At 43.6% G+C, this 13,752-nt stretch carries 11 protein-coding genes; 3 read left to right on the forward strand and 8 right to left on the reverse strand.

Annotation, left to right across the window (positions count from 1 at the left end; translation table 11 throughout):
• Positions 1–171 precede the first annotated feature (171 nt).
• A complete protein-coding gene (locus tag O9324_RS10330) occupies positions 172–834 on the reverse strand; it encodes a potassium channel family protein (RefSeq protein ID WP_002772113.1) in 663 nt (220 codons plus the stop codon).
• A 415-nt stretch (positions 835–1,249) separates the two neighbouring features.
• Between O9324_RS10330 and O9324_RS10335 the strand changes: the two genes are divergently transcribed.
• Positions 1,250–1,483 carry a helix-turn-helix domain-containing protein gene (locus O9324_RS10335; RefSeq protein WP_002772111.1) on the forward strand — a complete coding sequence of 78 codons (234 nt, stop codon included), beginning with the start codon at positions 1,250–1,252 and terminating at the stop codon, positions 1,481–1,483.
• Positions 1,484–1,812: 329 nt separating this feature from the next.
• On the opposite strand, the gene O9324_RS10340 is transcribed toward O9324_RS10335, so the two are convergent.
• The 4 genes from O9324_RS10340 to O9324_RS10355 all read right to left on the reverse strand — a co-directional run bounded on the left by O9324_RS10340 (position 1,813) and on the right by O9324_RS10355 (position 8,123).
• Positions 1,813–2,484 carry a hypothetical protein gene (locus O9324_RS10340; RefSeq protein WP_288140137.1) on the reverse strand — a complete coding sequence of 224 codons (672 nt, stop codon included), beginning with the start codon at positions 2,482–2,484 and terminating at the stop codon, positions 1,813–1,815.
• A 4-nt stretch (positions 2,485–2,488) separates the two neighbouring features.
• Entirely contained in the window at positions 2,489–3,766 is a 1,278-nt protein-coding gene (locus O9324_RS10345) for an AAA family ATPase (RefSeq protein WP_287629930.1), read from the reverse strand.
• Positions 3,767–3,968: 202 nt separating this feature from the next.
• On the reverse strand, positions 3,969–7,610 hold the full coding sequence (gene cobN / locus O9324_RS10350; protein WP_288140138.1) for a cobaltochelatase subunit CobN: 3,642 nt from the start codon (positions 7,608–7,610) through the stop codon (positions 3,969–3,971).
• A gap of 372 nt (positions 7,611–7,982) precedes the next feature.
• Entirely contained in the window at positions 7,983–8,123 is a 141-nt protein-coding gene (locus O9324_RS10355) for a hypothetical protein (protein WP_288140140.1), read from the reverse strand.
• On the opposite strand from O9324_RS10355, the gene O9324_RS10360 reads away from it, so the two are divergent.
• Positions 8,081–10,282 (forward strand): hybrid sensor histidine kinase/response regulator, encoded by a 2,202-nt coding sequence (locus O9324_RS10360; protein ID WP_288140139.1) that lies wholly within the window; start codon positions 8,081–8,083, stop codon positions 10,280–10,282. The genes O9324_RS10355 and O9324_RS10360 overlap by 43 nt on opposite strands.
• Positions 10,283–10,742: 460 nt before the next feature.
• Here O9324_RS10360 and O9324_RS10365 read toward each other — a convergent pair whose 3' ends face one another.
• From O9324_RS10365 to O9324_RS10375, 3 genes are all read right to left on the reverse strand, one after another.
• The gene (locus O9324_RS10365; RefSeq protein ID WP_002737043.1) at positions 10,743–10,859 is read right to left on the reverse strand and encodes a photosystem I reaction center subunit VIII; all 117 of its coding nucleotides are present in this window, start codon (positions 10,857–10,859) and stop codon (positions 10,743–10,745) included.
• Between the two features lie 57 nt (positions 10,860–10,916).
• The gene (locus O9324_RS10370) at positions 10,917–11,399 is read right to left on the reverse strand and encodes a photosystem I reaction center protein subunit XI (protein WP_002737469.1); all 483 of its coding nucleotides are present in this window, start codon (positions 11,397–11,399) and stop codon (positions 10,917–10,919) included.
• A gap of 309 nt (positions 11,400–11,708) precedes the next feature.
• Positions 11,709–12,119, reverse strand: a complete 411-nt coding sequence (locus O9324_RS10375; protein WP_002772100.1) for a universal stress protein — start codon at positions 12,117–12,119, stop codon at positions 11,709–11,711.
• Between the two features lie 163 nt (positions 12,120–12,282).
• Between O9324_RS10375 and O9324_RS10380 the strand changes: the two genes are divergently transcribed.
• A complete protein-coding gene (locus O9324_RS10380; protein ID WP_002772098.1) occupies positions 12,283–13,491 on the forward strand; it encodes a phosphoglycerate kinase in 1,209 nt (402 codons plus the stop codon).
• Positions 13,492–13,752: the final 261 nt, after the last annotated feature.

Consider the following 13,752-nt stretch of genomic DNA (forward strand, 5'->3'; position numbering starts at 1 on the left):
GAAATGGGGCGAAAGTCTGTGGACTCTGTGTAAGACAGTACATGGTTTTTTAACTGTGGTATGCGACGGTGGTGGAAGCAGAAACTTAAATCGTGAGGTTTAGGAATCGCCGCACTTTTAGGGCGGCGAGGATGTCAACTAATATTCCCCCAGGGCGATCAATTGTTTTGGTTAACGACCATTGTGTAAACTGACTAAACGAGCGATAAAAACGGCGGGATAGAGAACTCCAGTCATTCCTTCTAAATTGGCTAGAACTCTAGCGACTTTACTGGCAGGAACTATATCACCGTAACCAACCGTGGCCAAGGTAGTAAAGCTGAAATGAAGTAGATCCGCCTCGTTGACGGTTTTAGCGGCGGAGCTAAAGGAATCGGAGTCGAAAATCTGGACAATATTATAAGCGGCCGCCCAGAAAAATCCCAAGAGAAAATAGACACAAATTCCCCCTTTGATGATATCGGATGTTACCTGTTCGGCGAGAATTAATTCTCGTGAAATCGAGTACACGCATAAACTAACAAAAGCTAGAGAAATTAATGTACTAGACAGATCGAACCAACGGTTGAAATCGCTATAAATAGGGATAATCGTGCTGAATGCTCGCAGGAGGAGGGCAATCAAAAACAGACCGATATTAAATCTTAAAGCCAATTTACTTTGATCGATCTGATAGACGGCGATGATCAGAGAGAGGGAGAAGAAAAAGAAAATCAGCCAATCTCCCAGGGGTAGATATACTAAAAACGGGTAAATAATGTAGAGCGAGAGCAGATTTGCCAGCAGCCGATTGTATTTATTTTCTGTTGCCCGCATCAATTGACGGAATTTCATAGCAGCGAACCTTTAACTGGTAATATTTCCTCCTGCTCATCAATTTTAAGGGTATTTATCTCCTATCTTCTTTCTAAATTTGCTTGCTTGAATAAACAGCGACTTTCTATCTATTAGCCTCTAGAAGACTATTATAGAAGCTTAGCAAGAGCGATCGCTATCAAAAAATGGCAAACTTAGACTTATAGATTTTTATTAAGAATTGACCATAAATTTTAAAAAATATTGCGGATAACGAGAAACCACTAAATCAAGGAAAAAAGTCAGAGTCTGACGTTATTAACCCATAAAAGCCAAAAAACTCGACAATTAAGATTGGTGAGGTATAATGCCTATTGACAAGAGAATAACTCTTAATAATACTTAATAATTTTTAATAATTCCGCTATCCTAAATCAGACAAAATGAATATCAATTGACAGCCCTCCGTTACGGTTTTCAGGAATGTTTTGGCCCCGGACCTGCGACTTATCTCAAAATTCAACGTCTTAACGGGGTACGACGACAACTAAAAGCGTCTGCGGGTAAAGGAATTACTGTTAGTGCGATCGCCCTACAGTGGGGATTCTGGCAGATGGGTCAATTTGCCAAAGATTATAAGAAAATGTTCGGTGAGTGTCCGTCGGCAACTTTGCGAGAAATTCTTTAACAAAATAAAAGTTAGATTTGCAGAATTTTGATAGTTTCTCTGAGCCAGCCAAAGTTAAATATCAGTATTGACGCTCCCATCGCACTCAGGCGAGGGATTCCCTGTTCATCCAGTTACCTTATCTAGGGTTAGCGGTAGTGTAACATAATCGGGGGTTGGGTTTCATACTTCAACCCAACCTACGTTCATCTTATATTTAATTCCACCCACCTACTTAATCAGTCTTTAATAACCAGATTTAGGCTCACTGGTTACTGGTCACTATCCCCTATTCCCCGCTCTCGACGATTATTTTAAATGCCTAAAAGTTTAGCCTGAAAAAATAGTCCTTATCTTGATTCTTCCTGACTGAGATGACGTAGTTTATCTCGAAAATAGCCAAAGCTGGGCGATCGATTAATATCCACATTCCTCTGAGGAGAAATATTTTCTGCCCAGACTGTTTTCTCTTGACCCACAGAAGCTCCACCTAACTTAGATAATTGTTTCGCTCCACCTCTGTATATAGCATCTGCCAGTTTTTCCCAAGTACCACAGATACTATCATTAATATAGGAATCCAAGATAGCACTTTTGGCCTGGGGATAAGCAATTTTTATGGCATTAATATCACCTAAATACCAAGCTTCTCCTTCTTCAATAGCAATACAGAAGTAAATTGGGGATTTGATCGCAGATTTTTCCAGACAATTGCCTAATTCCTGTCGAAATTCTCGAAAACATCGATTATCCAGATCGCAAACCACAATCAGTACAGCAGCATAATTATCAGGGTAACTAGAAAAAGTTTTATCATATCCTTGAATCAGTTTAGGTAGTCGCTCAAGAAGAATCCGTTTACTAGGATCGGAAACAGACTGTAAGTCTCTGGGAATATGACCACTGCCTTTATAGGAATGAACCCTAAATGTATGACCTGCATTCATGTCAATAATCTTAGGAATTAGAATATCAAGTGCTTTTTTTCCCGACGAATCCTCAACCAAAATTTCAAAGTGCATGGCCTTATCTCTCATCTAAGTAATCACTATACCAAAGACTACCAAGGGGCAATCCTTCTGAGACGAGATTCTTGATTAAGGGATTGTCACTAGCCCGTTTAATCCGAGAAAACCCATCATCACCTTTTTCCAGAATCCAAACTTCTTCCGGCTGGAGAGCATCAACAAAATAAGGTTGATGAGTGGTGATAAAAATTTGAGAACGTCCTCTCTGTCCTGTGGCGTGTTTTCTAAATTCTTGAGCCAAGGTTTCTAATAGTTTATGGTATAAGCCGTTTTCTGGCTCTTCAATACAGATAAATGGCGGTGGAGAAGGGTCTTCTAACAGTAAGAGATAGGCGAATACTTTTAAAGTACCATCGGACATTTGTTGTACATAAAATGGGTCTTGGAATCCCCGATCATTAAATTTTAATAGTAGTCGATTATCGGGACTTTTTTCTGTGCTAATTTTTTCTATACCCGGTATCTTACGAGAAATACTATTAAGTATATTCTGAAATTTCTTGGAATGCTCTCTTTCCATAAACTGCACCACATTACCGAGATTATCTCCATGGATATTCAAATGTTTCTGGGGTCCAGCTAGGGGCAAACTTCTGGCCGCATCGGGAGTAAAATAGCTGAGATACCATCCCTCAATAAATCTCCGAAATAGGGAAATTCTCGGATGCGGTTTGAGAGAACCTAACGTAGCAATTCCTAGTTTGCGCTTATCATTCAGTTCCACTAACTCGGTTTCCTTGCTTTCCTCATCAGCTTCTTCTATTAACTTAAGTAAATCAAAATGGTCTTGACCTTCTTCTACTTGTTTCCCTTCTTCTTCTCCTTTCCAGACGATTCCTTTCCCTTCATCGAGGAGTAAAAATGAAAAAGGCCATCCGGTCTTTTGACCTTTTCTTCTCTGTCTGAGTCTTTCTTTTTTTACATAAGGTCTATTATCCGTATCTAGATCAATAGCTAACTCATAGGTAATTGGTCGGGAATTGTAATCTTCTTTATAGTAAATCTGAAATTCAATGCTTCCTTCCTGACCCTGGGAACGAAGACGCTCAAACCCGCCCCGACCTCGCGCATCACAAGCTTCTTCTACTCCTCCTTTAAGACAATCAGATAAAAAACCGAACGCATCAAAAAGTGTGCTTTTTCCCACACCATTTTTGCCGATAACGGCCGTCATCGGTGTCAGAGAATCTCGATTTTGAGTGTTCCATAACTTGCCCAGGGTTATATCCTTGAGCGCTCGATAATTTTTAATCCTCAATCCCTCAATTCCGGCCATTATTTAGTCCCGTTTCTCATTACTAAAGTAATCTAAGCAATTTCTCCCCGGAGAATATATAGTATAGACTGATTCTAAGTAGGGAGACACAATTATTTGTAGGATGGGTTAGCGGTAGCGTAACAGGAGCGGGCGTTGGGTTTCATGCTTCAACCCAACCTACGTTCTAACGGAAGATTTTTGATTTTTGCCAGAGGTCTAATTACTGACCCGATTCGATCGCTCCTTCGGCCTCATGGACAATTGCCCTCAATTGATCTAAAGTTTTCTGGTTCACCTGGGTCCATAATCCCCGTTGTTGAGCCTCTAATAATCTTTCGGCCATATCTCGCAATGCCCAGGGGTTTTTCTCCTGAATAAATTGTTGTACCTGCTCGTCAAATAAATAAGCTTCGGCTACTCCCTGATAGATAAAATCCTCCACTAGATGAGTAGTGGCAGAGTAGGCAAAAATATAATCTACGGTTGCAGCCATCTCGAAAGCGCCTTTATAGCCGTGTCGCATCACTCCCGCTATCCATTTGGGATTAACCACTCGCGAGCGGTAAACGCGGCGAATTTCTTCCTCTAGGGTTCTGATGCGGGGATTTTCTGGACGGGAATGATCACCAAAATAGGTGACGGGATTTTTGCCGGTTAAAGCCCGGACACTGGCAGTTAAGCCGCCTTGAAATTGATAGTAGTCATCGGAGTCGAAAATATCGTGTTCCCGATTGTCCTGATTGTGCAGCACTATCTCTAATTCTTGCAGTCTATTTCTCAATACTTCTGGTAAAGAATGGGCAGTTCCTTGACTATCATAGGCATAACAACTCCAGTTAATATAAGCATTAGCTAAGTCTTGATCATTTTGCCAGTTTTGTGACTCGATTAACCCCTGTAAACCGGCCCCATAAGCACCCGGTTTGCAGCCAAAGATTCTGGCAGTAGCTCTCAGTTTCGCCTCTTTTTCTCCTAAGCCCTGACTTAGCCAAAACTCCCTCTCTGTCTTCACTTTCGCCGCTAAAGGATTAATTTTTTCCTCTTCCTCTTGACAAGCTACCGCATTTATGCCAGAATTAAGAAGATGTAGTATGCTGGGGAAACTGTCCCTAAAAAAGCCCGATACCCGAACGGTCACATCAATGCGAGGACGGCCTAACATAGACGGGGTAAGGATTTCAAACCCGACCACCCGACGGAAAAAACCATCCCAAAGGGGACGAATTCCCAGTAAAGCCATGGCTTCGGCCACATCTTCGCCACTATTTCTCATCGTCGAAGTTCCCCAGATAGAAATCGCCAAAGTGCGGGGATATTCGCCATTTTCTTGGGTATAACGTTCAATTAGTGCCTCTGCGGCCTTTCTTCCCACTTCCCACGCGGTTTCTGTGGGGATTGCGCGGGTATCGACGGAATAGAAATTTCTGCCGGTGGGGAGAACATCGGGACGGCCGCGGGTAGGAGCGCCGGAAGCACCACTGGGGACGTATTGGCCAGCGAGACCTTTTAAGAGATAGGTAAGTTCATCGGGGGTTTGTTTTAAAGCAGGAATTAACTGATTTTCTAGCCAAACCAATTCTTTTGCCGTATTTTCGCCTACAGGTTCAATTTTCCGGCTAATTAAATCCTGAGCGAGACCCTCCAGATAAGTAGTGGTATCGTTATATTCCGTCAGGGGGTCGCAGTCGAGATGGAGGTCAAGGGCGATCGAACGGGTTAAACCGGGGCGGTCGGGACTGGGAGAACGGGCAATCGATTGGATTAAATCAATTAACTGCTGACCCTGGGGACATTGACCGAAGATATGTAAACCGTCGCGGATTTGTGCTTCCTTGAGTTCACAGAGATAACCATCCACGAGGGTGAGAAATTGACCAAAGGAAGTGCTGGTCGCAACGCGCTCGCTACGCGAGATCGTGCCTAGCTCTCGATCGAGATTAGTTTTCGCCACCAGATTGTTAATCCGCTCGCGAATCAGAGCTAAACGAGAAGGATCAAGAGATTCTGCCTGATAATATTCATCGATGAGAGACTCTAACTTTTCCCAATCCCCATACAATTCCGCTCGCGTCATCGGGGGGGTGAGATGGTCGATGATAACAGCTTGGGAACGTCTTTTAGCGTTGGAACCTTCTCCGGGGTCATTGACAATAAACGGATAAAAATTCGGCAGCGACGAGAAAGCGATTTCGGGATAACAATGGGGAGAAAGAGCGAGACTCTTCCCGGGTAGCCATTCTAAATTGCCGTGTTTACCGAGATTAATCACAGCAGTGACGTGGAATTCCTGTCGTAACCAATGGTAAAAAGCGAGATAGCTGTGGGTAGGTTCCAGGTCGGGGGAATGATAATTAAGGGTCGGGTCAAGGTCATAACCGCGAGAAGGTTGAATACCGATAAAGACATTACCTAGCTGGATGCCGGGGATAGGAAAATCCTTGTCTGGATGTCCCCAACGGTCAAGCAGAGCGCTTTGATTATCGGGGGGAAGGGAGGAGAAATAATCTAGATATGCTTCTAGGGAGAGAGATTGATAGATAGGTTTTAATTCCCTTGTCTCCAGGTCATTAGTGATACCGGAAATAAGCAATCGCATTAATTCATCGCTATGGTCGGGGAGGTCGGTGAGGGTATAACCTTGGGTTTGTAATGCGCGAAGAATTTCCAGACCACTAGCGGGAGTATCTAAACCGACTCCGTTAGCGATACGACCATCCTTATTGGGATAGTTGGGGAAAATGAGAGCAATTTTTTTCTGGGAGTTGGGAAGGGAGGAGAGTTGACAATAGTTTGCGGTTAAATCAGCGACAAAATCAACCCGGTGGGGGAGGGGTTGATAGATAACTATTTCCGTTTCTAGTTTCGGATGTCGGGTGAGGACAGATTTAAAGGAAATAGCGCGGGTGATAATTTTGCCATCCATTTCCGGTAAAGCGATATTCATGGCCACATCCCGGGGGGAAAGACCTTGATAACCCTGTTGATAAGCTTCTAAACTGCTGCTGCTGAGGATAACTTGGAAGATGGGTTTATTGAGGGACTGCCAGAAGTGATGATTTTGTTTGTCTTCCGGTCGCTGGATAGAGAAGCTAGTGGTATCGAGAATTAGGTCTGGGGGATGGTGGGAAAAGAGGGTTAATAGTTCCTCTTGCACTTCAATTTCCCGGAGAGAGGAGAGAAAGATGGGGACAGTTTCCATATTTCTTTGGGTGAAAGCGCTGATTAAAGCATCGATAGCTTTGGTATTACCCGCGAGATAATGGGAACGATAGAAAAGTATCCAAGTCCGTGCTTGGGGTTGGGATAGGGTTATCTGGGAATAGATTCCCAACCTCGGGACAACCTGAGGAGGAGAGGGAGGATAGTCGAGATGGAGACAGGTATGCGCGATAAATTTAGCAGCATTAATCCAGTTATCTATCCCTGCTTCCGTGAAATAGCACCATAACTGGTTAACAGTAGTCAGGGAAGCAGTGGAATGACTCATCAACTCTAAATCTGGTTTATCCTCTCCGGGTAGGACAAATAAAGTCGCACCGGTTTCCTCGACAATTTCCTTAACTACTTCCAACCCGTAGGACCAACTCCCCCGTCCCCCCAATAAGCGAAGAATAATCACCCTTGCTTGGGATAGTACCTTGTCCCCATAGTTATCGATACTGTATTGCTGCTGTAACTGCGATAAATTGAGGGCGCGAATTGCGGGAAAATTATCCGGTAGATGGTCGATAGCTGCCGCTAGAGTTTGAATATCGGTATCAGCCATGGTGAGGAGGACAATCGGGGCCGGATTTTGGTCAATAATAATCACCCCTTCGGTATCTGCTGTCCAACCACCCGCTTGGGGAGCAATACGATGCATAAGTTTTGAGAGTCAGGTTAAATAATGATTAGGTTTTGAGAATCGGGGTCTCGATCGAGGGATTATTTTTAGGTAGATAGAGACGATTATATCTGTCTGCGGCAATTTAAAGAACAGGGAATAGGTGTTAGGGGATAGGAATTAAGAAAAATCTTCACTAAAACCCCAACCCCAGTCCCCTTACTGATGACTGGGGTTTGGGGAAGTGGGAAAGTGGGGAAGTGGGGAAGTGGGGAAGTGGGGAAGTGGGGGAATTTCAACTAAAACCCCAACACCCTAAAACCCCAACACCCTAAAACCCTAAAACCCTAAAACCCTAAAACCCTAAAACCCCAACACCCTAAAACCCCAACACCCTAAAACCCCAACACCCTATCTCCTGCCTCCTGCCTTCTGATAACTGATAACTGATGACTGATAACTGATAACTGATAACTGATAACTGATGACTGATAACTGATGAATGATAAATGAACGCTTCTCCCGCTTATGTTTGCTGTCAAGTGTTGTCATCTACTCACCTCGAACAAATTCGTTCTTGGTGGGGACAGTTGGCAATACAGGTAACAGGGCCGAGGATTAGTCTAAGTGAAAGAGATATTCCCCCACAGACGGGGGAAATCTATCAACTCTTGCTTTCCACTGACCTACAAGCTTTATTGTTAGCGAGTCCCCAAGGGCATAATTTTCAGTACGAAGTCCGCATTAGTTTTGAAGCGAACACGATTAAAAGTTTTCTGCAAGGACTGGCCGTCAAGTCTCTCCACCACCCGAAAATTGAGCAGAGTTATCAAATTTTAAATCTGCCTCTATCCACTAATGTCAGCAGTTTTCAAAATAAAATTTTAGTCAAAATTCTCTCGATAATTTCTTCTCCGGCTGCTGAGGGGGGTTGTCCCCGCATCTTCTCCGTTTGTCAACCGGTAGAAGCTGCCCTATCCCAACAAATCGAACAGGAAAGATTATTAAACCAAGTCATCACCCAAATTCGTCAGAGTCTGGAGTTACCGGTGATTTTGGAAACCGTAGTCAGGGAAGCGCGGGAGTTTCTGCAAGTGGACCGATTGTTAATTTATCAATTTTTCCCCGATACCGGTGAGGGAAAGGGGAAAATAACTTCCGAGTCGCGCATTTCTGACCAGATAAATTCCGTGTTAAATTTAACCCCCGAAGACGATTGTTTTTCCTATATTCCCCAATACAAGGAAAAGTATCGTCAAGGATTAATTTTGGCCGTGGATGATGTGGATGTTAACTATTCTTCTTCCTTCTGTTTGTCGGAATTTTTGCGACAACACCAAGTGCGATCAAAATTAATCGCCCCGATTGTGGTACAAGAAGAATTGTGGGGTTTATTAATTGCCCATCAATGTGGAGAAAAACGCCAATGGTTGCCGCAGGAAAAGAAATTTTTAGGTCAGATTGGTGAACATCTCGCCATCGCTATCTATCAAGCGCAATTATATTCCCAAGTACAGGAACAAAAAGATATTTTTGAGCGCCGGGTAATCGAAAGAACCCAAGAATTACAAGATACTTTAATGACCGCGGAAGCCGCTAACCTCTGCAAAAGTGAATTTTTAAATAATATGAGTCATGAGTTATTGACTCCCCTAACTTGTATTATCGGTTTATCCAGTACCCTGCAAAAATGCTCGGCAGCCAGTAATTTTTTACCTCCCGACAAACAAAAACACTATCTAAAAGTTATTCAGGATAACGGCAATAAACTATTAGAATTAATTAATGACTTGCTTAATTTCTCGCAAGTTTCGGCAGGAAAAGCCGTTTTAGATATTAAACAATTTTCCCTAAAATACCTCTGTAATCATGTTTTAGAAATTATCAAAACAGAGGCAGAAATTAAAGAAATTAATCTAATTTTAGAGATGAAAATTACCGAAAAAGATAATTATTTTTACGCCGATTACGATCGAGTTCAGCAGATACTTTTGTACTTGTTAAAAAATGCCCTGAAATTTACCCCCGAACAGGGTGCTATCACGCTGAGACTGTGGAAAGAAGGCAGTCAGGTCATTTTTCAGGTAGAGGACACGGGCATCGGCATTCCCGCTCAAAAAATACCGCTTCTGTTTGAAAAATTTACCCAGTTGGATGGCTCTCGTAAACGTCGTTATGGTGGTATGGGATTAGGATTGGCTTTAACTAAACAATTAGTGGAACTGCATCGCGGCACGATCGAGGTAGAATCTTGCTTAGATAAAGGTTCCATTTTTACCGTCCGTTTACCTCAACAAAAGCCCCCCAAATCCCAGCGCCAACCCTCGGATAATAATCCCCATTTTAATCAGCACCATCCCACTGTAGTTTTGATTGAAAGTGACGAAGAAATTGCCAATCTTATTTGTGAGTTATTGATGGTGGCACATTATCAAGTTATTTGGTTAATCGATAGTGTCTCCGCTATCAAAAAAATTGAGATCGTGCAGCCAAGTATTATAATTGTCGATCGGAAAATGCCCGATATATATCATCTCTGTCATCTCTTAAAAAAATCTAGCCAAACTCAAGCCAGTAAAGTGCTAATCTTGAATGATACCCCTGAAATCAGCGTTAATTTTCTCGGTCGTCATGGCATTGACGACTATCTCCTCAAACCGATTCAACCCTCCCTATTGTTAGAAAAAATCCGCTATCTAACCGCTTTATGAGTGGGGTTTGCGGCAAAAAGTTTTTCGGTGCGGGTAGGGGTGCATCTCATTTTGTAAATCTACTAATTTGGGATTTTTCAGGGGAAACTTTCTCCTAAAATTGGGTGTGTTACTTTCAGTTTTATCACTCAATCCAAGCTTTTGGGGGGTTCTACCCCCCAAACCCCCCGTTGGGGGCGTGGCGCCGCCCCCAAACCCCGGAGCGCATTAGCTTTTCGGTGGGATGCTTACACGCGATTGTTCATATTTTTGTACCAATTTCAGAGTCACTGATAATTGCTGATTGTCGGTATTTCTGCAAATGTGGGATGCAGCCGGGGACAGGGTGTGGGGTGTGGGGTTTTACCCATTTTCATCTGGTCAATTTTTTATTTTTTCCCCAGAAAATAGGACTTAAAAACTAACTATAAAATAGCTAATTTTCAAGTCCTGAATTGTAGGAAAGGAATCCTAGGCTAAATTAGGATTCACTTTCGATATAGATGAATAACAAACCCATAACCACAGCTGGCATTAACCAACAGACGATCGGGATTAAAATCCAAGGCAGATAAGAAGCTGCGTAGGCACCAGTCATGTCAAATGCTCCCAGTAAAAAAATAAGGAAATGATAATCAGGTAGAACAAGGGTTAATTATTGATTAAAAACCCCGCGCATGATGCCATCAACGACACCAAGATTTTCTAGGAGGAAATAGGCCACAAAAGCGCCACCCATACCACCAATAAAGAAACCGGCGGCGAATTGACTCCAACCCTCGGAGGATTGCAGAGGATCACCACTAGCGGCCTTACCTTGGAAGGAGACAAGACCATAACTAGCTAAACAACCCGTAGCCAAAAGAACCATGGCTAAAGCGGGGATTAAGCCGCCGAGATTAGCATATTCCGAGTCTCTCAGGGGACCCAGGACAACCCAGGGACCACCGAGGAAATAACCGTGGGCCATACCCACTTCTAGACCGCGCAGAATCGGAGCTAGACCGGGACGATAGGCAGGTAAGTTACCAATAAAAGCTTTGGTAAAACCAGAAGCGGAAATGGGGGTAGCTAGATGACCAATGAACGGATCATCATTGTAGGGTGTCACCACCTGTTTGTATCCAGTTTCAGCCATTGTGTTTGAGTTCTCCTTTTTCCGATCAACAGGAAAATTGATCATAAAACTTTAAGATTACACTTTAGGCCTAAGAATTACTTCAAGCAACCCCATCGATCGAGTTTTCAAGGGTTGACGGCTGAAACTCTCACAATTCGTTACATTTCTCTCAGGAGACGGGGGAGATGGGAGTGGGGAGGTGGGGAGATGGGAGTGGGGAGGTGGGGAGGTGGGGAGATGGGGAGCTTTGTTTCAGTGAGCAGTAAACAGTAATCAGTGGACTGAAAACTCACATCTGATAACTGCTCACTGATAACTGCTCACTGATTAAGGGATAATCAACACTGGACAGGGGGCAAGGTTAATAACTTTGGTGGTGACGCTTTCGGACACACCTTCGCTGGTTAATCCTAAACCGCGACAACCCATAACGATCAGGTCGGCATTAACTTCATCGGCCACATCGCAGATGACAAAAGAGGGTATTCCCTCCCGTTCAATCATTTCTGCCTTGATGCTAGCCTGAGCGAAAATCGCTTGCGCCGATTGTAACAATCTATCCACCGCTTCGATCGAATTCATCTTATCGTCGGCGGCAATTTCTCCGGTGGGTGTCGTTTCCACCACCGACAACAGCACCAAACGACTGTCAAAGATTTTGACTAATTCGATCACACTACTGGTAGCGTCACGACTTTCGCGGCTGTGGTCGATGGGAAATAAAATCGTCTCAAACATAATTAGCAAGTCTCTCCAATCAAATTTTTCTGGGCAAATCGGTCTTGGAACTGCAACACTGATCCCCAAATCTGAAATAATCTTTGTCAAAGTAATTGCCGCAAGTAGCGATACCCTGATTTAATCTTTATTGTACGGTAAGCAATCTAGGAGGTTATGGGCTGTGCCAAAAAAAACAGTAGCGAATTTAACAGAGGCTGATTTAGCGGGTAAACGGGTCTTAGTCCGGGTCGATTTTAACGTTCCCATGGACAAAGCCACCGGAGCAATCAGCGATGATACCCGTATTCGGGCGGCACTACCAACTATTGAGGATTTAATCAAAAAAGGGGCTAAGGTTATTTTATGCAGCCACATGGGTCGCCCCGACGGTCAAGTTAAAGAAAATTTGCGTCTGACTCCTGTGGCTAAACGTCTCTCGGAATTATTGGGCCAGGAAGTAATCATGTGTCCCGATTCTATTGGTGAGGGAGTGACGGCAGCGATTAGTCAAATGTCTAACGGTCAAGTGGCCCTTTTAGAAAATCTGCGTTTCCACGGTGAAGAGGAGGCAAATGATCCCGATTTTGCCAAAAAATTAGCCGCTAACGCCGATTTATACGTTAATGATGCTTTTGGTACCGCCCACCGCGCCCACGCTTCCACGGAAGGCGTTACCCACTATCTCAGCCCCTCGGTGGCGGGTTATTTGATTGAAAAAGAGTTAAACTACCTACAAGCAGCTATTGAAACTCCCCAACGTCCCCTAGCGGCGATTATCGGCGGTTCTAAGGTTTCTAGTAAAATTGGCGTGATTGAAACTTTATTGGAAAAGTGCGATAAACTGCTCATCGGTGGCGGTATGATCTTTACTTTCTACAAGGCCCGCGGTTTAAGTGTTGGTAAGTCTTTGGTGGAAGAAGACAAACTAGAGTTAGCTAAATCCCTAGAGGCAAAAGCTAAAGAAAAAGGGGTGGAATTCCTCCTTCCTACCGATGTGGTGTTAGCGGATAAATTTGATAAAGATGCCAATTCCCAAATCGTCAACGTCGAAAATATTCCCGATGGTTGGATGGGATTGGATATTGGACCTGAATCAGTTAAAGTTTTCCAAAAAGCTTTATCTAACTGTAAATCTGTCCTCTGGAATGGCCCGATGGGGGTGTTCGAGTTCGATAAATTTGCGGCGGGTACAGATGCGATCGCTCACACTTTAGCCGATTTAACCGCTACGGGTACAACTACTATTATCGGTGGTGGTGACTCGGTAGCGGCGGTGGAAAAAGTGGGAGTGGCAGAAAAAATGAGCCATATTTCCACCGGTGGTGGTGCTAGTTTGGAATTACTCGAAGGCAAGGTTTTACCCGGTATTGCCGCCCTCGATGAGGCCTAATTATCGCTAATATCTAAGGTTGAAAAAAGGTGGGTGCTGGCCCACCTTTTTTTTATGACTTAGGGAGTGGGGAGTGGGTTTTTCAAGTTGGATTGGGAGTTAATCATACAAAGACTTTTTGGCTCTTCGGTTTGTGTTATGCAATGGACGGAGGTTATAAGGGATGGAACCCTTATATAGAAAGGCATTTAGCGATTTTTGTCAATTGTTTTTGCTCTAGAGCGAACTAATCAATTAAGTCTCTTGCCAGATAAGGATTTA

It is taken from the genome of Microcystis sp. LE19-84.1B, from assembly GCF_027531875.1.
Classification (GTDB): Bacteria; Cyanobacteriota; Cyanobacteriia; order Cyanobacteriales; family Microcystaceae; genus Microcystis; species Microcystis panniformis.